Source organism: Thermotoga neapolitana DSM 4359, assembly GCF_000018945.1.
Lineage (GTDB): Bacteria > Thermotogota > Thermotogae > Thermotogales > Thermotogaceae > Thermotoga > Thermotoga neapolitana.
Window position 1 is genome coordinate 670472 of sequence record NC_011978.1, and the last position, 18246, is coordinate 688717.

Sequence of the window (18246 nt, forward strand, 5' to 3'; positions counted from 1 at the left end):
ATATGTTTTTGACGATGGTCAAGCCGCTTTTTAAGAACAAAAAATTCATAATAGGTCTGTCTGTTTTTCTGTTTTTCTTGCTTCTTGGAATACTGGGACCGGTGTTTTACAGAGTGGACCCCACCGAGATGACATGGGACTATGAGCAACCTCCTTCCGCAACTCATCCGCTTGGAACGGACACATATGGAAGAGATGTCCTTGCTCAGTTGCTCCATGGAATTCGGTCTTCTCTTTACATCGGTTTCCTTGCGGCGATCATCTCACTCGTGATAGGAACGGTCATAGGCAGTCTCTCGGCGGTGAAGAGAGGTATAGTGGATGACACTCTGATGGCGATAACCAACATCGTGCTCACAACACCGTCTATCCTGATAGCCATTCTGATAGCCAGTTACTTGAAGGTAAGAAGTGTGGAGATGGTTGCGATCATACTGGGGCTTTTCCAGTGGCCATGGTTTGCAAGGGCCATAAGAGCACAACTCATGAGTGTGATGTCGAGAGAGTACGTTTACCTCTCCATAATGGCAGGCTACTCTGACCTCAGACTCGTGATAGAAGACCTCATACCCACCATAGCAACGTACGCTTTCATGTCGTTTGTTCTGTTCATAAACGGAGGAATCATGGGAGAGGCTGGTCTGAGTTTGATCGGGCTTGGTCCAACTCAGGGAATTTCCCTTGGCATCATGCTTCAGTGGGCGGTTCTCATGGAGGCGGTGAGAAGGGGTCTCTGGTGGTGGTTTGTTCCACCTGGATTGGCCATCGTGGCAGTCACCGCTTCTTTGCTCGTGATCAGTACTGCAATGGATGAAGTCTTCAACCCACGTTTGAGGGAGGAATGAGGATGAAGGAAGTGCTTTTAAAAGCGGAAAATGTGAGGGCTTACTATAAATTGGAGAAGGCTTCTGTCAAGGCCGTAGATGGGGTTTCCTTCGAGATACTGGAAGACGAGGTCATAGGAGTTGTCGGAGAGTCAGGATGCGGTAAGACGACCCTTTCGAACGTGATCTTCATGAACATGGTGAAACCCTTGACGCTAGTTGATGGAAAGATATTTTTGAAGGTGAACGGAAAATTCGAAGAAATCTCATCGATGACAAGGGACGAGGTGAAAAAGAGATTCTGGGGAAAAGAGATCACGATAATTCCCCAGGCTGCCATGAACGCGCTGATGCCGACGATCAAAATGGAAAAGTACGTAAGACACCTTGCCGAATCTCACGGTATAGACGAGCACGAACTTCTTGAGAAGGCGAAGAGAAGGTTCGAAGAAGTAGGATTGAAACCCATGTGGCTCAAAAGGTACCCGTTTGAACTCAGTGGAGGAATGAGGCAAAGGGCCGTGATAGCGATCGCAACAATTTTGAATCCCAGCCTACTCATAGCGGACGAACCAACTTCTGCTCTGGACGTGGTCAACCAGAAGGTCCTTCTGAAAGTCCTGATGCAGATGAAGCGACAGGGAATTGTGAAGAGCATCATATTCATCACACACGACATAGCAACTGTAAGACAGATTGCAGACAGGATGATCATCATGTACGCTGGAAAGATCGTGGAGTTTTCCCCGGTGGAGTCCATACTGGAAAAACCGCTTCACCCCTACACTCAGGGGCTCTTCAACTCCGTCTTGACACCGGAACCAGAGGTCAAAAAGAGAGGAATCACTACCATTCCTGGAGCACCTCCGAACCTTATAAACCCACCTTCTGGATGCAGGTTCCATCCAAGGTGTCCACATGTGATGGATATATGTAAGGAGAAGGAACCACCACTGACAGAAATAGAACCTTCACGGAGAGTGGCATGTTGGCTTTACACGGAGGAGAGAGCATGAGCAGATTAGAGGTGAAGAATCTCACGAAGATCTTTTCCCTTGGGTTTTTTTTCAAAACGTCGTGTAGAAGCGGTGAAAAACGTCTCCTTCGAGGTGAAAGAAAAGGAAATAGTGTCCCTTGTTGGAGAAAGTGGATCCGGAAAGACAACAACTGCGAAGATGATTTTGAGGCTCCTTCCTCCCACATCTGGAGAAATACGGTTCGAGGGAAAAGACATCTGGAGGGATCTCAAAGATAAAGAATCGCTCGTTGAGTTCAGAAGAAAGGTCCATGCTGTGTTTCAGGATCCGTTTGCAAGTTACAATCCTTTCTACCCGGTCGAGAGAACCCTCTGGCAGGCGATAAACCTTCTGGAAAACAAACCTTCCAATAAAAAAGAAGCCCTTGAACTCATCAAGGAGTCTCTGTTCAGAGTGGGAATCGATCCAAAGGATGTCCTTGGAAAATATCCTCATCAGATCTCAGGTGGGCAGAAGCAGAGAATAATGATCGCAAGATGCTGGATCTTGAGGCCTCTCCTGATTGTCGCAGACGAACCCACATCCATGATAGACGCGTCTTCCAGAGGAGGTATCATAAAACTCCTCGAAGAACTCAGAGAGGAACAGGGAACTTCTATAATATTCATCACTCACGATCTCGGGCTTGCTTACTACGTTTCTGACAACATATTCGTTATGAAAGACGGCGAAATCGTTGAAAGAGGTCATCCAGACAAAGTGGTGCTGGAACCTTCTCACGAATACACAAAAGTACTCGTGGGTAGTATACCGAAACTCTACAGGAAACTGGAGGACCTGTGATGTTCACCCGGGCTATAATGACACTTTTTTCCTGGGCTCTTGTTCTCGAAATCATCGTTCTTGTGTACTACCTCTGGCGTGGTCTCAGGCCTGTGGAGTTCTATCTTAACCTTGGACTTCTTGCTTTCACGATGTTTTTTCTGATATTCCTTGCAGTCAGGGAGAAAAAGAGGAGGGATGAAGATGGAAAAGGTGAATGAAATCCTGTCTCAACTCACTCTGGAAGAAAAAGTGAAACTTGTAGTGGGGGTAGGACTTCCGGGGTTGTTTGGAAATCCCCATTCCCGGGTGGCGGGTGCCGCTGGAGAGACGCATCCTGTCCCAAGAGTGGGTCTTCCTGCTTTCGTTCTGGCGGATGGCCCAGCAGGACTTAGAATAAATCCTACGAGAGAAAACGATGAGAACACCTATTACACCACCGCTTTTCCTGTTGAGATCATGCTTGCTTCCACCTGGAACAGAGAGCTCCTCGAAGAAGTGGGAAAGGCAATGGGTGAAGAGGTGAGAGAGTACGGTGTGGATGTGCTCCTTGCTCCTGCGATGAACATACACAGAAATCCACTTTGTGGAAGAAACTTTGAATACTACTCGGAAGATCCTGTCCTCTCCGGTGAGATGGCCTCTTCCTTTGTGAAGGGAGTCCAGTCACAGGGAGTTGGTGCGTGTATAAAGCACTTCGTGGCGAACAACCAGGAGACGAACAGAATGGTCGTGGACACGATCGTGTCCGAACGTGCTCTCAGAGAGATATATCTCAGGGGATTCGAGATCGCTGTGAAGAAATCAAAACCGTGGAGCGTGATGAGTGCTTACAACAAACTCAATGGGAAGTACTGCTCGCAGAACGAGTGGCTCCTGAAGAAGGTTCTCAGGGAAGAATGGGGTTTCGAAGGTTTCGTTATGAGCGACTGGTACGCTGGAGACAATCCGGTAGAACAGCTCAAAGCAGGTAACGATCTCATCATGCCTGGAAAGGCCTACCAGGTGAACACAGAACGAAGAGACGAAATAGAAGAGATCATGGAGGCCCTGAAAGAAGGAAAACTCAGCGAAGAAGTTCTCGATGAATGTGTAAGAAACATCTTGAAAGTCCTTGTGAACGCACCTTCTTTCAAAAACTACAGATACTCCAACAAACCCGATCTTGAGAAGCACGCAAAGGTTGCTTATGAAGCAGGAGCAGAAGGTGTTGTCCTTTTGAGGAACGAAGAGGCTCTTCCTCTTTCTGAAAACTCGAAAATAGCCCTCTTTGGAACGGGCCAGATCGAAACGATAAAAGGTGGAACAGGAAGCGGCGACACCCATCCAAGGTACGCTATTTCCATCCTTGAGGGGATAAAAGAAAGGGGTCTGAATTTCGACGAAGAACTCGCAAAAACCTACGAAGACTACATCAAGAAGATGAGAGAAACAGAAGAGTACAAACCAAGAAGGGATTCCTGGGGAACGATCATAAAACCAAAACTTCCAGAAAACTTCCTTTCGGAGAAGGAAATACACAAACTGGCGAAAAAGAACGACGTGGCGGTCATCGTGATCAGCAGGATTTCCGGAGAAGGCTATGACAGAAAGCCGGTGAAGGGAGACTTTTACCTTTCTGACGATGAGACTGATCTCATAAAGACTGTCTCCAGAGAGTTCCATGAACAGGGCAAGAAAGTGATCGTTCTTCTCAACATAGGAAGTCCTGTTGAGGTTGTTAGCTGGAGAGATCTGGTGGATGGGATTCTCCTTGTGTGGCAGGCAGGGCAGGAAACCGGCAGGATCGTTGCCGATGTTCTCACTGGAAGGATCAATCCATCTGGAAAACTTCCAACCACCTTTCCGAGAGACTACTCTGATGTACCCTCCTGGACCTTTCCTGGAGAGCCAAAGGACAATCCACAGAAGGTGGTCTACGAAGAGGACATCTACGTGGGATACAGGTACTACGACACCTTCGGTGTGGAGCCGGCGTACGAGTTCGGATACGGCCTTTCTTACACGACCTTTGAGTACAGTGACCTGAACGTTTCGTTCGACGGTGAAACACTCAGAGTTCAGTACAGAATAGAAAACACGGGCGGTCGTGCAGGAAAGGAAGTCTCGCAGGTTTACATCAAGGCACCGAAAGGAAAAATCGACAAACCCTTCCAGGAACTCAAGGCGTTTCACAAAACCAGACTTTTGAATCCTGGAGAGTCTGAAGAAGTGGTGCTTGAGATACCTGTCAGAGATCTTGCAAGTTTCAACGGTGAAGAATGGGTTGTCGAAGCGGGTGAATACGAAGTAAGGGTTGGTGCGTCTTCGAGGAACATAAAACTTAAAGGAACGTTTTCCGTCGGTGAGGAGAGAAGATTCAAACCGTGAAGGAGGAGGGGGTATCATGAAAAAACTGGTTCTTGTTCTTTTGCTATTTCCTGTTTTCATCCTGGCTCAGAATATTTTACACAATGGCTCCTTCGACGCTCCCATTCTCATCGCTGGTGTCGATATCGAACCACCTGCAGCAGACGGTTCTATAAACACGCAGAACAACTGGGTGTTTTTCACCAATTCGAACGGTGAGGGCGAAGCAAGGGTGGAAAATGGCGTTCTCGTGGTTGAAATAACAAACGGAGGAGACCACACCTGGTCTGTTCAGATAATCCAGTCCCCCATACGTGTTGAGAAACTCCACAAGTACAGAGTTTTTTTCAAGGCAAAGGCCTCCGTTCAGAGAAACATAGGAGTGAAAATAGGAGGAACGGCAGGAAGGGGCTGGGCAGCTTACAATCCCGGAACGGATGAGTCGGGAGGTATGGTTTTTGAACTTGGAACAGACTGGAAGACGTACGAGTTCGAATTTGTCATGAGACAGGAAACGGATGAAAACGCACGCTTTGAGTTCCAGCTTGGAAAGTCAACGGGGACGGTCTGGATAGACACGGTCTGGATAGACGACGTAGTGATGGAAGATGTGGGAACGCTGGAAGTCAGTGGTGAGGAAAACGAGATCTACACCGAGGAGGATGAGGACAAGGTGGAAGACTGGCAACTTGTCTGGAGTCAGGAGTTCGATGATGGAGTTATCGATCCAAACGTATGGAACTTTGAGATAGGAAACGGCCATGCAAAGGGCATACCTGGCTGGGGAAACGCAGAACTCGAGTATTACACCGACAAAAACGCATTCGTTGAAAACGGCTGCCTCGTGATAGAAGCAAGGAAAGAACAGGTATCCGATGAGTACGGAACCTACGACTACACATCCGCAAGGATGACCACTGAAGGTAAATTCGAAATAAAGTACGGAAAGATCGAGATAAGGGCGAAGCTTCCCAAAGGAAAGGGCATCTGGCCGGCTCTCTGGATGCTTGGAAACAACATCGGTGAAGTTGGATGGCCCACCTGTGGTGAGATCGACATCATGGAGATGCTGGGGCACGACACAAGAACCGTTTACGGAACAGCGCACGGTCCAGGGTATTCTGGCGGTGCAAGTATAGGTGTGGCTTATCATCTTCCCGAAGGAGTTCCTGACTTCTCAGAAGACTTCCACGTCTTCTCCATCGAGTGGGACGAAGACGAAGTGGAATGGTATGTAGATGGCCAGCTGTATCACGTTCTCAGCAAGGACGAACTTGCCGAACTTGGACTCGAATGGGTCTTCGATCACCCGTTCTTCCTCATACTGAACGTTGCGGTGGGAGGTTACTGGCCGGGCTATCCTGACGAAACAACGCAGTTTCCACAGAGAATGTACATCGATTACATCAGAGTTTACAAAGATATGAATCCAGAAACTATCACAGGAGAAGTGGACGATTGTGAGTACGAACAGTCTCAGCAGCAAACAGGGCCCGAAGTGACCTATGAACAGATAAACAACGGCACATTCGATGAACCGATAGTGAACGATCAGGCCAACAACCCGGATGAGTGGTTCATATGGCAGGCCGGTGACTATGGAATCAGCGGTGCCAGAGTTTCTGACTACGGTGTCACAGATGGCTACGCGTACATCACGATAGAGGACTCCGGAACAGATACCTGGCACATACAGTTCAACCAGTGGATAGGCCTCTACAAAGGAAAGACCTACACCATTTCTTTCAGGGCTAAAGCAGATACACCAAGACCGATAAACGTGAAGATCCTTCAGAATCACGATCCATGGATCAACTACTTTGCGCAGACAGTCAATCTCACAACAGAATGGCAGACGTTTACGTTCACCTACACACATCCAGACGATGCGGACGAGGTTGTTCAGATCAGTTTCGAACTTGGAAAAGAGGCTCCAACCACGATTTACTTCGACGATGTTTCGGTGAGCCCTCAATGATTTCTCCCCGGCGGTAATGCCGGGGTTTTCAAACTGAACCGAAGAGGGGAGATCGAGAGTGAACATAAGAGCAAGGATTGTCTTCATAATGATCGTAGTTCTTTTGTCTTTTGTGTTGAGTGCTCTTTTGATCCAGAGGAACACCTCGAATCTTCTTGTAAACAGTGCAAAGGAGTACATGGAGAAGTCCGTGGTGTCTCTTTCAAAGTATGTTTCTCAAAGGTTGAATGAGGTTCAGAAGAATTTGAAAACCCTTCTTGGAAGTTCCCTCATAGGTGGTTATACGATCGCGTCGAACCTTCAAACCGTTCTTCAGGGGGCTACTGATACAGCTTCTTTGGGTCTTGTGATCGATGAAATGAGTGAATCTGCCTATCTCGTCTTGCCCGAGAAGATAGAAGAGAAGAACTATTCAGAATACGAGAAATATCTGAAACTTCTGAAAGAGAGCAACCGAACATCGCTTGTTCTGGCAGAGAAAATCGGGGAAAGTCCGATGCTGCTGTTCATGGAGGGTATCACCACTTTTGGAACGGAGCCATCGGGAGCACTCGCTCTTGGAGTATCCCTTTCTGAAAATTCAAATCTCTGGAAAACCGTAGTAGAAGAGGGGAAAGCGAGCAAAAGCGGCTACGGCATACTGGTATCCGGTGATGGGAAAGTATTGATACACAAAGACATGAAAAACTTCATGAAAGACGTGAAAGAACTTGGTGGATTTGAGAAAGCTTTCAGTGAAGCAAAGAGTGGAGGAGAAAGGTACGTGGAGTACGAAGAAAACGGAGAAAAGAAATACACCGTATGGGCGAAAGTGCCAGGATACGACTTTTACATCTTCTCGACAGGATACCTCAACGAACTTCTTTCAGAAGGAAGGAAAGCGACCTTTGGAACGATAGTGACGTACGTGGTATTTGGAGGCGTGATCTTTGGGGTGTTGTTCTTCTCGATGATGCCTGTAGTGAGAAGGATGAAACAGCAGGTAGAGAGAGTGAAGAGATTTGGAGAAGGGGACCTGACGGTAGAATTTGAAGCGAAAGGAAAAGACGAACTGACACAGGTAGAACAGAGCCTGAAAGAAGCAGTATCCTCACTGAAAGAGATGATCAAAAACATCATAGAGGCATCAAACGAGTTGAGCAGGGCATCAGAAGAGATAAAGGCCCTCTCAGAAGAGAGCCACAGATCGGCAGAGAACCTCCACGAAGAGGCAAAGAGGATACTGGATGAGGCGAACAACATGAGCAGTGCACTCACAGAAGTGACAAGTGGAGTAGAAGAAGTAGCGGCGAGTGCACAGAACATCTCGAAGATCACCCAGGATCTGACGGAAAGGTCAGAGGCGGTGACGAAAGCGGCAAGAGAAGGAACAGAGAGCGTAGAAGGGGTAAGCCGTGTCATAGAGAAACTGAAAGGGTCAACAGAGAAACAGAGAAACTACCTGAAGGAACTTGTGGAGTCAGCCAAGACCATAGGGGAGATAGTGAACACGATCAGCTCGATAGCAGAGCAGACGAATCTACTTGCACTGAACGCAGCGATAGAGGCGGCAAGGGCAGGAGAGGCAGGAAGGGGCTTTGCGGTGGTTGCGGATGAGATCAGAAAACTTGCAGAAGAGAGCCAGAAAGCGACAGAAGACATAGCGAAGATGCTGAGCAGTCTGAGGGGGACGATAGGGCACGTGGAAGAAGGGTCGAAAGAGGTCTTTGAGAGTGTGGACGAGATAGCGGTGAAGGGAGAAGAGATCACAAAGAGGTTCAAAGAGATCCTTGGAAGGATAGAAGAGATCAACAGCATGATAGAGAACACGGCAGCAACAGCTCAGGAGCAGGGGGCTGCAGCAGAGGAGATGGCAAGTGCGATGGACAACGTCACCAAGGTGGTGGAAGGTGTCGTGGAGAGTCTCTCAAGAATGGAGTCCCTCATAGAAAACCAGACCACCTCCTCTGCTAGGGTGAGTGAGGCGGCAGAGAGACTTTTGAAAATATCCGGGGCACTTTCTGGACTGGTATCAAGATTCAGAGTGGGGTGAATCCCCCACTCTTTTTATCCCAGAAATTTTTCTCCGATTTCTTCAGCTTTTTTGAGAAGGTCTGTTCTTTTCAAAACAGCACCGGGTTCGTTCAGACCGTTTCCACCGATGATTCCCACCTTTTCCATTCTAAGAATTCAAAAAACCTCGAGATCTCCTTCATAATACTCTCACCGGTATTACCACCGCCCTGGGAGTGGCTTCATCAATGCGAACAACCGGTCCATGAGGATTTTTGTTTGACAGAAAAACCAGCCCCACAAGTTCTTCTTCTTGCACCTTCCAGTACCTTCTCAACCAGAATTTTCGTGTTTCCGTTCTTTCTAGGACTACCAACTATCCCCGTGACTTTCAGCATGATCTCATCCCCACGACATTCTACTGTTTCGATGTTAAAATCATCACTGGATCAAAAAAATTAGGGAGTGACACCTTGAGAATAAGAAGGCTTCCTGAAAGTCTGATCAGAAAGATAGCTGCAGGTGAGGTAATACACAATCCCTCCTTTGTTGTGAAAGAACTCGTTGAAAACAGCCTGGATGCACAGGCAAACAGGGTGGTTGTTGAGGTCGAAAACGGCGGGAAGAATCTCGTGAGAGTATCAGACAACGGAACGGGAATGACAAAGGAAGAGGTCCTTGTCGCTATAGAACCTCACACAACGAGTAAAATAGAAAGCGAAGAGGACCTTCGCAGGATCAGAACGTACGGTTTCAGAGGAGAGGCACTCGCTTCGATCGTTCAGGTGAGCAGGACCAGAATCGTGACTAAAACGAAGGAAGATGCCCTTGCAACTCAGGTTCTGATAACCGGAGGAAAGGTGGAAGAAATTTCTGAAACCCACAGAGACACCGGTACAACAGTTGAGGTGAAGGATCTTTTCTTCAATCTACCCGTTCGAAGAAAATCCCTGAAATCTTCCTCAATAGAACTCAGAATGTGTCGTGAGATGTTCGAACGGTTCGCCCTTGTGAAAAACAACGTGGACTTCACCTTCATCTCAGATGGAAAGATAATTCATTCTTTCCCAGCAACAAGCGACCTTTTCGAAAGGGCTCTTTTGATACTCGAGGATCTGAGAAAGGGATATATAACGTTCGAAGAGGAACTTTCGGATCTGAAGATAAAAGGAATCGTTTCAGCGCGTGAAATCACAAGACCGAACAGAACAGGAGAGTACTTCTATGTGAACGAACGCTTTGTCATCTCTGAGGAGCTCCACGAGGTTCTCATGAAGGTCTACGATCTTCCAAAAAGAAGGTATCCGATCGCTGTTTTATTCATAGAAACAGATCCGGAAAAACTCGATATCAACATACACCCCTCGAAGATCGTGGTGAGGTTTCTGGAGGAAGAAAAGGTCAAAGAGGCCCTGGAGGAAGTTTTGACGAAAAATCTTGCAAGGAAGTGGTACAGATCGGTTACGTACGAAGAAATCTCCTCCCGTGCGCTCAGTGTGGCAGAACCTTCTTCCTACAGGTGGTTTCTTGTGAAGAAAAAGTACGCGGTTGTGGAGACTGAAGATGCCCTTTTTTTCATCGATCTTCACGCACTTCATGAGCGGGTCATATACGAGGAAATCCTGGCAAAAAGGGTATGGAGATCGAAGAACCTGAAGAGAAGGGTCATCACCAGCCTGCCTGATGAAAAGCTGGAAAAACTGGAAAAACTGGGCTTTTCCTTCCAGTTTGAAGGTGAATCCCTGGTGGTTCGGAAGGTTCCAGAGTTTCTCACAGAAGATGCCGTGGAAGAATTCTTCAAAGAGATCATCCACGGCAGCACGGAGATGTTGAGGGAAAAAATTGCCCTTGCCGCGTGTAAACTTGCCACAAGATCCGGTGAATTCGACGAAAAGACGGCTTCAAAACTCGTGGATCTTTACTTCCAGAAAAAATACGAAAGGTGTCCACACGGAAGGCCTGTTTCTTTCAGGATCAGTTACGAAGATCTGGACAGGTTCTTCGAACGCTAACCCATTTTTACAACTTCGACATCGATTAAGAGAACAAGACCATCGAAATCTATGCCATCGAGTTCTCTCAAAAACTCATTTATCCTTCCTTCTTCATCTACGATCTCCAGGACGATGGGAAGATCCGGTGAGAGACTGAAGAAGTCACTCCTGTGTATGTGCCTTTTGTGACCAAATCCCATTATTCCTCTGTAAACGGTTACTCCTTTCATTCCAAGTTCATAGGCTTGCTTCACAAGGTACTCGAAGAGGGGCTTTCCTCCATGTCTGTCCTTCTCCCCAAGGTAGATTCTCAAAAGTTTCATACCTTTCCTCTCCCCAGAATCATTCCAAAATAAGCACCTGTGAAGGAAAGGATCAGACTGGTCAGCATGTACACCACACCCCTTGCCGGGCTTTCTTCTATGAGGGAAAGCGTCTCGTACGTGAAGGTAGAAAAAGTGGTGAAGGCACCGAGAAGTCCTGTTCCAAAAAAGAGGATCGCTTCCTTCGACAGGGGAACCTTTTCAAGAGAGGCGAACATCATAAGAGAGAGAAAAAAAGATCCAGTGGTGTTCACAACGATCGTTCCAAGAGGAAGATAGGAGAATGGAAAAAGGGAGTTGACCACTCTGGAAACGAAATACCTGAAAATGGCTCCGATCGATCCGCCGATTGCCACAAGGAGGTATTCCAACCTGTCTTCACTCCTCATAGATCATTTTTATAGTCATTCCTCCATCGACGGTGAAATTCACTCCCGTTATGAAACCAGCCTTTTCATCGTCCGCAAGGAAAACACACAGGTGAGCTATATCCAGCGGGTTTCCCACTCTTCCTGCGGGGTGCTGTTCATGATCGATGGGTCTCAAGTCTGGTTTTTTTCTCAGAGATTTTTTCTTCCACTCCGATGTCTCTATCCATCCCGGACTGATACACACCACTCTTATTCTGTACTTTGAAAGACTCACAGCCAGAGAATGGGTGAGGGCAACAAGACCCCCTTTTGAGGCTGAATAAGGCTCCGTATCTGGTTCCGACTGGAAAGCTCTTGTGCTTGCAATGTTTATGATCACTCCACCGCCACGTTTTATCATCTCTTCTGCACAGTATCTGGAACAGATGTAGGGACCTGTGAGGTTCACTCTGATCACTCTTTCCCACTCTTCGAGAGATCTTTCGAATATGCTTTTCACAGAAGTGATGGCGGCGTTGTTCACAAGAACGTCTATTCCACCGTAGAGTTCCACGGTTTTCTTCACCATGTTCTTCACGGATTCTTCGTCAGAAACGTCCGTCTTCACGAAGGTGACATCCAGACCCTTCGATCTCAGAATCTCTTCTCTTTCAAAGCCGGCCTCTTCATCTATTTCCGCTTTCCGTTTTCTGCAAAAAGTTGAGCGATCGCAGCGCCTATTCCTTGTCCTCCACCCGTGACAACAGCAACTTTACCAGAAAGCATGATACTCCCTCCAAAAAAGGGCGGGAGAACCCGCCCTTTCATCTGATCGGTTTGTCTTTTGTGGCCTCTTCCAGCGCAAGGAGCCTTTCCCATCTTCTGTCGACGTATTCCTGAAGTTCATCTATGATCTCTTTCGCGTCGGGTCTTGAAAGCAGTTTTCTGAACCTTCCTTGGGCCCTCAGAAATTCCTCCACGGGTTTGAACTGTCTTGGCTTTCTTGTGACTCTGTAAACTCCCCTTTCCACTTCGTACAGGGGCCAGTACTTTGTTTCCACTGCGAGTTTTGAGATCTCAACCGTTTTGTCGTCGTTCACCCTCCAGAACCTGACACAGGGGGAGAGCACTGCAAGGAAAGAAGGTCCGTCGAAGTTCAGTGCCTTTTCCACCTTGGCGAAGAAGTCCATTGGCTCGGACAGGGCGGCAGTTGCGGCGTAGACGTTCTCATGGGCTGCCACGATCTCGACGATGTTCTTTTTCAACTGGACTTTTCCGGGGAGTTTCTTTCCAACGGGAGCCGTTGTGGTGTCAGAACCCGGTGGTGTGGAACCGGATCTCTGGTTTCCTGTGTTCATGTAACCTTCGTTGTCGTAGAGGACATAAAGCACCTTGTGGCCTCTTTCAAGCATACCGGAGAGTGACTGAAGTCCTATATCGTACGTTCCTCCGTCTCCTCCGAACGCGATGAAAGCGTACTTTTTGTCTTCTGGAATCTTTCCTTTGTTCTTAAGAGCCCTGTAAGCGGTTTCTACACCGCTCATCGTTGCTGCTACGTTTTCGAAGGCGTTGTGGATGTAGGGAACGCTCCAGGCGGTGTAGGGATAGATGGTGGTGGAAACCTCCAGACAACCTGTCGCTAGTCCAACAACGGGTTCGTATCCAAGGTGTCTTGCGATCATCATAACGAATTTGACCGTGATTGGAGCACCACATCCGGGACAGAGTCTGTGACCCTGTGTGATACCTATTTCCTTCTTGTCGAACTCCTGTGCCAGTTGTTTTATGTTAACGGGCATTCTTCACACCTCCTTCATTCTCTGAGACCAAGGTATCTCTGTTCGTCGGCGATCAGATTTCCGTTTATGGCGTCCTCGAAGGCCTTTCTGATGTGCTCCGGTTTTATATCCCTTCCACCAAGACCGTAAACGTAGGATCCAAGGCTTGGTCTTGCGGCCACTTCGTACAGGGAGGATTTAACAGCCTCATACAGGGGGGCTTCCGCTCCAAAAGAGACTGCCCTGTCAAGGACGATGACGCTCTTTCTACCGTTGAGAAGCTCCTGAAGTTGTTCCTTCGGGAACGGTCTGAACATCCATATCTTCAATGCGCCAACTTTGTGGCCTTCTTCCCTGAGTTCGTCGACGACGTATTTTATCGTGCTGTTCGTGGAACCGAGGGCCACCATCACGTGTTCTGCATCGTCCAGTTTGTAGGGTTCGACGAACCAGTACTTTCTGCCGAACGTCTCTTCGAACTCTTTTGCGATCTCCGGAAACACTTTCTTCACGTTTTCCATGGCTTCTATTTGCTGTCTTTTGTGTTCGAAGTAGTAATCGTAGAGATCGAGGGGTCCCCACGTTACCGGGTGTTCTGTGCCCAGGAGAGGATACATGGGTTTCAGTTCACCGACGAACTTCTTCACAAGGTCGTCAGGATAAAACTCAACGGGTTCCACCCCGTGGGAGAGGATGAATCCATCGAGGTTCACCATGACGGGAAGTCTCACATCGGAGTGTTCTGCGAGTCTCACGGCAAGGATGGTGAAATCGTAAGCCTCCTGGTTTGTCTCTGCAAAGAGCTGTATCCAGCCTGAGTCTCTTTCTGCCATCGCATCACTGTGATCACAATGTATGTTTATCGGACCACTCAGGGCCCTGTTCACAACGGGCATCACTATGGGAAGTCTGTAGGACGCGGCAATGTAAACGATCTCATGCATCAGAGCAAGACCGTTCGCACTGGTTGCCGTCATCGCCCTTGCGCCTGCGGCGGCAGCTCCCACAACGGCACTCATTGCACTGTGTTCGCTCTCAACGGGTATCATCTCTGTTTTGACGATGCCGTCTGCGACGAATCTAGCAAAGTACTCCACGATGGGAGTTTGCGGAGTTATGGGGTATGCCGCGACGACGTCGGGTTCTATCTGTCTCATCGCATTGGCAACGGCTTCGGCACCGGTGACGGCCACTCTCTCAACGACCCTTTCCATCTTCATCCCTCCTCACCCAGAAACTCCGTCTCAGGTCTCATCTCTATAGCCTGCTTTGGACAGACGTTTGCACAGAGTCCGCAACCCTTGCAGTAGTCGTAGTTGAATCCCTTCATGATTCCGCCTTCCTGAACGATTGCCTGATCAGGACAGTACAGCCAGCAGAACATACAATCTATACATTTTTCTTTGTGAAGTATGGGCCTCATAACACGCCATGTTCCCGTTTTGTATTCTCTTGCCGTTCCCGGTTTGTCGATGACACCACCGATGGGGATTTCTTTCCAGCTTTTAAGGGACATTTTTACACCTCCTCACTCTGAGCATTTCACTTCTTCGTATCCACGCCTGAGGGCCCTCTTGTTTGCTTCCACCACTTCCTGAGGGAATTTCTTTCCGAACATCTTTTCAATTCTTTTCTCTATCACTTCAAGTGGCACAACTCCTGTTACTCTGACCAGTGCTCCTAGCATGGGTGTGTTCGGTATACCACGTTTTATTTCCTGAAGGGCAATGTCTGTAGCATCGACCACGCAGATCTTTCCGTTGAAGCCTGTTTTCTGTCGGACGAACTCGAAGTCTTTCACCGTGTTCACAAGGAGGATTCCGTCTTCCGAAAGACCCTCTACAATGGCAGGAGAAAGTAGCGTTTCATCGATTACCACGACAACATCTGGATTCTCTATGGCGGATCTTACTCTGATGTACTCATCGCCTATTCTGTTGAACGCCCTCATGGGAGCACCCGTTCTTTCTGCACCGTATTCTGGAAACGCCTGAACGAATTTTCCTGCTTCTAGTGCCGCCTCTGCCAGCATCTGAGAAGCGCTCTTTGCGCCCTGCCCGGCTCTACCGTGCCAGCGAATCTCAAAGTATTTCTTTGCAACGGGCATCGATTGCACCTCCTTACACAATGTGATTTAACCCACGTAATTGTATCAAATACATAGTTCATTTCATAAACGGAATACTTGAACAGATTATTAAATTTTCAGGTCCTTCAGCTTCCTCTGGGCAGAGACCACAGAGTTTATCACCCTGGCTATCGTTGTGAATCCCCTGGTTGTCTCTTCCAGCACTTTCGTGGCCGAGTTGATCTCCTCGCTTTCTTCGAACAACGTTTTACTCGAGTTGTCAAGGGTGTTTTTCACTTCTTGGAGGAGAGCCACGTTTTTTTCCATGAACTGGATCATGTTCTGAAGGGTCCTTCCCACCGTTTCGAAAAGGTTTGCCATGAACTCTAGATTTTCGAGAGAGCGCTGGGTGGATTCTATTATCTCCCTTGTTTTGGCTTCGATCTGTTTTGTCACCCTGTTCGTCTCGCTGGAGAGGTTCTGAACCTCGCTTGCAACCACTGCAAAACCTTTACCGGCTTCTCCCGCACGAGCTGCCTCTATGGTGGCGTTCAGAGCGAGTATATTTGTTTCCCTTGCTATCTTCATGATGTTTCGAACGAGTTCTTCTATGGATTTTATGTTCTCCAGTGTTTCTGCTATCTGTGAGGATGCTTCGTTCACCCTGTCGACAACCTGGTCAACACTTGTACCCGATTTTTTTAGATCCTCGATGATCTGGCTGTTCATGTTCTCCATTTCCTGAACAGCTTCGATCAGTTTCTCACTGTTTTTCTGAAATTCCTGGGAGATCTTTTGAAACACCCCGTTGAGCTCTATGAATCTATCTTTGATGTTCTCCACTTTCCGCTGGACCCTCTGGAGTTTTCTGGTCAGGGCTTCGTCGAGCTGGCTGGTGAACGATATGATGGTATTTTCTGCAAAGAAGGCGGAAGTCAGTTTGTCCACGATTTCCCTCATGGGATCACCTCACACAGAATAGAGAGTGTCAACAAGGTCGACTCCACACTTGAGATTTCTGAACCATTCCAGGAACTTCTTCACGGACTCTCCTCTGAAAACAGCACCATGCTGTGGGGCTATCATCTCTATGGGCCTCTTTGATACCATGTCCACCCATTTTTTACAGACTGCGTTGGAAGCCATGTATCTTTTGTGAAATGCCTCCATCAACGGAACGTGATGTTCAAAGTTGTCGACGTATCTGTACCTCTTTCCGCGCTCGAACACTGCCGCTCCGATGTCACCAGAGAACAGTATCTTCGCAACAGGATCGTAAACGACGAAGTTTCCGGTTGAGTGGAGAAAGTGAGCGGGCAGTATCTCGAGTTCTTTTCCGCTTGAAAGTTTTATCTTCGATCCTTTGTCCGGGATGGGAACGATTCTTTTCTGATCGAAAATTCCAAAGTGAGGGAGGAATCTGACCCAGAGAGAGGAAATGTATATCTTCGCGTTCTCGCATATGGAAAGCCACAAGAGAATTCCGGAGGTGACATCAGGGTCCTGATGCGTGTAAAATATGTGTTTTATACTGGAAAGTTCCGTTATCTCAGCGATGTTGGACATGACACGTGGAAAGACGTGTGCTCCTCCGGGATCTAGAAGGACTCCCTCGTTACCGTCCATTATCAGGTACTGGTTCGTCTGAACAATCTCTTCCTCCTTTTCTTCCCATCCCAGGAAGAAGAACCTGTGCTGTCCATCATCGTAGAGAACCTCGTTATCGAACATCGATTGATCACCTCCTCAGCCAATGTCTTCCCCTTTGATTCTATCACTTCACAAATTTTTCTTTTCTTTTCGGTGTACAGTACTCTGGGATGATATAATTGGTGTGATGAATGTGAAAAAAATATCAGATGAAAATTGTGAAAAAATTCTCGATTTAATATCAGTTAGGAGGTGGCCGTGTTGGTTAAATCAAAGGAAGAACTTTTCAAGGAACTGGATGAGTTCATAGAGAAAAACAACTACGAAGGGAAAAAGGATGTGTTGATACAGGTGCTCCACAAGGCGCAAGAGTTGTTCGGATACCTTCCTGCGGACGTTCTCGAGTTCATCTCCGACAAACTCAATGTGCCACTCTCCAAGGTCTACGGTGTGGTCACTTTTTACAACTTCTTCTCCACGAAGCCAAAAGGAAAACATCAGATCAAAGTTTGTCTTGGTACCGCATGTTATGTGAAAGGGGCGGACAGGATCTTCGAAAGATTTCTTGAGGAACTCAAGGTGAGTCCGGACGAGCCCACCAGTGACGGACTCTTCTCCGTTCATGGAGTGAGATGCCTCGGAGCGTGCAGCATGGCTCCCGTTGTCATGGTGGACGACAGCGACTTCTACGGTAGAGTGACGCCCGATATGGTACCTCAGATCATAAACAAGTACAGGCGGGAGGGATGAGGAATGGGTAAGGTGAAAAGCCTGGAAGAACTCATGAAGATAAAAGAGCAGGCTCTCAAAGATCTGCAACTGAGGGGTGAAACGGGTAAAAGAGGGAAGATAACGGTTGCCATGGGAACGTGCGGGATCGCCGCCGGTGCGAAAGAGACCCTGAAGGCGATCGTTGAGGCACTCAACGAACACGGTGTGAATGATGTGGCCGTGGTTCAGTCCGGTTGCATGGGTCTCTGTGAGGTTGAACCGACGGTGGAAGTGAGACTCGAAGGGCAGGAACCCGTTGTGTACGGCAGGGTGACACCTGAGAATGCAAGGAGAATAGTGAAGATGCACATACTGGAAGGTAGAGTGGTAGAAGATCTGGTTGTCAAAAGAGGAGAAGTCTGACACTGGA

At 47.9% G+C, this 18246-nt stretch carries 20 protein-coding genes; 10 read left to right on the forward strand and 10 right to left on the reverse strand.

The window, feature by feature from the left end; all coding sequences use genetic code 11:
• Positions 1-2 precede the first annotated feature (2 nt).
• From CTN_RS03325 to CTN_RS03355, 7 genes are read left to right on the forward strand one after another with little or no spacing between them, the layout of a single operon-like run.
• Positions 3-845: an ABC transporter permease gene (locus CTN_RS03325; RefSeq protein ID WP_015919161.1), complete on the forward strand. Its 843-nt coding sequence runs from the start codon at positions 3-5 to the stop codon at positions 843-845.
• Between the two features lie 2 nt (positions 846-847).
• On the forward strand, positions 848-1840 hold the full coding sequence (locus tag CTN_RS03330) for an ABC transporter ATP-binding protein (protein WP_038066933.1): 993 nt from the start codon (positions 848-850) through the stop codon (positions 1838-1840).
• A 39-nt stretch (positions 1841-1879) separates the two neighbouring features.
• Complete coding sequence (locus CTN_RS03335; RefSeq protein ID WP_015919163.1) at positions 1880-2644, forward strand: ABC transporter ATP-binding protein; 765 nt, start codon at positions 1880-1882, stop codon at positions 2642-2644.
• The gene (locus CTN_RS03340) at positions 2644-2844 is read left to right on the forward strand and encodes a TM0026 family membrane protein (protein ID WP_038066936.1); all 201 of its coding nucleotides are present in this window, start codon (positions 2644-2646) and stop codon (positions 2842-2844) included. Before CTN_RS03335 ends, CTN_RS03340 begins: the two co-directional genes overlap by 1 nt.
• Entirely contained in the window at positions 2828-4993 is a 2166-nt protein-coding gene (locus tag CTN_RS03345; RefSeq protein WP_038066943.1) for a beta-glucosidase, read from the forward strand. The genes CTN_RS03340 and CTN_RS03345 overlap by 17 nt, the downstream gene beginning before the upstream one ends.
• 16 nt (positions 4994-5009) lie before the next feature.
• A complete protein-coding gene (locus tag CTN_RS03350) occupies positions 5010-6950 on the forward strand; it encodes a carbohydrate binding domain-containing protein (RefSeq protein WP_174872577.1) in 1941 nt (646 codons plus the stop codon).
• 58 nt (positions 6951-7008) lie between these two features.
• Positions 7009-8982, forward strand: coding sequence for a methyl-accepting chemotaxis protein (locus CTN_RS03355; RefSeq protein WP_015919167.1), 1974 nt, complete (start codon positions 7009-7011; stop codon positions 8980-8982).
• 159 nt (positions 8983-9141) lie between these two features.
• Here CTN_RS03355 and CTN_RS10005 read toward each other — a convergent pair whose 3' ends face one another.
• On the reverse strand, positions 9142-9318 hold the full coding sequence (locus CTN_RS10005) for a hypothetical protein (RefSeq protein ID WP_015919169.1): 177 nt from the start codon (positions 9316-9318) through the stop codon (positions 9142-9144).
• Between the two features lie 97 nt (positions 9319-9415).
• Between CTN_RS10005 and mutL the strand changes: the two genes are divergently transcribed.
• Entirely contained in the window at positions 9416-10954 is a 1539-nt protein-coding gene (mutL, locus tag CTN_RS03360) for a DNA mismatch repair endonuclease MutL (protein WP_015919170.1), read from the forward strand.
• Here the strand turns inward: mutL and CTN_RS03365 are convergent.
• The 9 genes from CTN_RS03365 to CTN_RS03405 form a co-directional block, all read right to left on the reverse strand.
• On the reverse strand, positions 10951-11259 hold the full coding sequence (locus CTN_RS03365; protein ID WP_015919171.1) for a DUF190 domain-containing protein: 309 nt from the start codon (positions 11257-11259) through the stop codon (positions 10951-10953). The two genes, mutL and CTN_RS03365, sit on opposite strands and share 4 nt — an antisense overlap.
• Positions 11256-11648, reverse strand: a complete 393-nt coding sequence (gene crcB / locus CTN_RS03370) for a fluoride efflux transporter CrcB (RefSeq protein ID WP_015919172.1) — start codon at positions 11646-11648, stop codon at positions 11256-11258. Before crcB ends, CTN_RS03365 begins: the two co-directional genes overlap by 4 nt.
• Entirely contained in the window at positions 11638-12237 is a 600-nt protein-coding gene (locus CTN_RS03375; RefSeq protein WP_015919173.1) for an SDR family oxidoreductase, read from the reverse strand. The genes crcB and CTN_RS03375 overlap by 11 nt, the downstream gene beginning before the upstream one ends.
• Before the next feature lie 196 nt (positions 12238-12433).
• Complete coding sequence (locus tag CTN_RS03380) at positions 12434-13408, reverse strand: thiamine pyrophosphate-dependent enzyme (protein ID WP_015919175.1); 975 nt, start codon at positions 13406-13408, stop codon at positions 12434-12436.
• A 14-nt stretch (positions 13409-13422) separates the two neighbouring features.
• On the reverse strand, positions 13423-14601 hold the full coding sequence (gene porA, locus CTN_RS03385) for a pyruvate synthase subunit PorA (protein ID WP_038066974.1): 1179 nt from the start codon (positions 14599-14601) through the stop codon (positions 13423-13425).
• A 2-nt stretch (positions 14602-14603) separates the two neighbouring features.
• Positions 14604-14903: a pyruvate synthase subunit PorD gene (gene porD / locus CTN_RS03390; protein ID WP_015919177.1), complete on the reverse strand. Its 300-nt coding sequence runs from the start codon at positions 14901-14903 to the stop codon at positions 14604-14606.
• 12 nt (positions 14904-14915) lie between these two features.
• On the reverse strand, positions 14916-15494 hold the full coding sequence (gene porC / locus CTN_RS03395; protein WP_038066977.1) for a pyruvate synthase subunit PorC: 579 nt from the start codon (positions 15492-15494) through the stop codon (positions 14916-14918).
• A gap of 90 nt (positions 15495-15584) precedes the next feature.
• Positions 15585-16415, reverse strand: coding sequence for a methyl-accepting chemotaxis protein (locus tag CTN_RS03400; protein WP_015919179.1), 831 nt, complete (start codon positions 16413-16415; stop codon positions 15585-15587).
• Between the two features lie 9 nt (positions 16416-16424).
• Positions 16425-17186: an oxygen-binding di-iron domain-containing protein gene (locus tag CTN_RS03405; RefSeq protein WP_015919180.1), complete on the reverse strand. Its 762-nt coding sequence runs from the start codon at positions 17184-17186 to the stop codon at positions 16425-16427.
• Positions 17187-17366: 180 nt separating this feature from the next.
• Here CTN_RS03405 and CTN_RS03410 point away from each other — a divergent pair, with 180 nt between their 5' ends.
• Both CTN_RS03410 and CTN_RS03415 read left to right on the forward strand, forming a co-directional pair.
• On the forward strand, positions 17367-17855 hold the full coding sequence (locus CTN_RS03410) for an NADH-quinone oxidoreductase subunit NuoE family protein (protein ID WP_038066981.1): 489 nt from the start codon (positions 17367-17369) through the stop codon (positions 17853-17855).
• Positions 17856-17858: 3 nt separating this feature from the next.
• On the forward strand, positions 17859-18239 hold the full coding sequence (locus tag CTN_RS03415; RefSeq protein ID WP_015919182.1) for a (2Fe-2S) ferredoxin domain-containing protein: 381 nt from the start codon (positions 17859-17861) through the stop codon (positions 18237-18239).
• The last annotated feature ends 7 nt before the right edge of the window (positions 18240-18246 follow it).

Excerpts from the sequence above, each read along its gene's own strand:
- CTN_RS03325 (WP_015919161.1), top strand. The coding sequence starts at position 3 with ATGTTTTTGACGATGGTCAAGCCGCTTTTTAAGAACAAAAAATTCATA.
- CTN_RS03330 (WP_038066933.1), top strand. The coding sequence starts at position 848 with ATGAAGGAAGTGCTTTTAAAAGCGGAAAATGTGAGGGCTTACTATAAA.
- CTN_RS03340 (WP_038066936.1), top strand. The coding sequence starts at position 2,644 with ATGTTCACCCGGGCTATAATGACACTTTTTTCCTGGGCTCTTGTTCTC.
- CTN_RS03345 (WP_038066943.1), top strand. The coding sequence starts at position 2,828 with ATGGAAAAGGTGAATGAAATCCTGTCTCAACTCACTCTGGAAGAAAAA.
- CTN_RS03350 (WP_174872577.1), top strand. The coding sequence starts at position 5,010 with ATGAAAAAACTGGTTCTTGTTCTTTTGCTATTTCCTGTTTTCATCCTG.
- CTN_RS03365 (WP_015919171.1), bottom strand. The coding sequence starts at position 11,259 with ATGAAACTTTTGAGAATCTACCTTGGGGAGAAGGACAGACATGGAGGA.
- crcB (WP_015919172.1), bottom strand. The coding sequence starts at position 11,648 with ATGAGGAGTGAAGACAGGTTGGAATACCTCCTTGTGGCAATCGGCGGA.
- CTN_RS03380 (WP_015919175.1), bottom strand. The coding sequence starts at position 13,408 with ATGCCCGTTAACATAAAACAACTGGCACAGGAGTTCGACAAGAAGGAA.
- porA (WP_038066974.1), bottom strand. The coding sequence starts at position 14,601 with ATGGAAAGGGTCGTTGAGAGAGTGGCCGTCACCGGTGCCGAAGCCGTT.
- porD (WP_015919177.1), bottom strand. The coding sequence starts at position 14,903 with ATGTCCCTTAAAAGCTGGAAAGAAATCCCCATCGGTGGTGTCATCGAC.
- porC (WP_038066977.1), bottom strand. The coding sequence starts at position 15,494 with ATGCCCGTTGCAAAGAAATACTTTGAGATTCGCTGGCACGGTAGAGCC.
- CTN_RS03400 (WP_015919179.1), bottom strand. The coding sequence starts at position 16,415 with ATGAGGGAAATCGTGGACAAACTGACTTCCGCCTTCTTTGCAGAAAAT.
- CTN_RS03405 (WP_015919180.1), bottom strand. The coding sequence starts at position 17,186 with ATGTTCGATAACGAGGTTCTCTACGATGATGGACAGCACAGGTTCTTC.
- CTN_RS03415 (WP_015919182.1), top strand. The coding sequence starts at position 17,859 with ATGGGTAAGGTGAAAAGCCTGGAAGAACTCATGAAGATAAAAGAGCAG.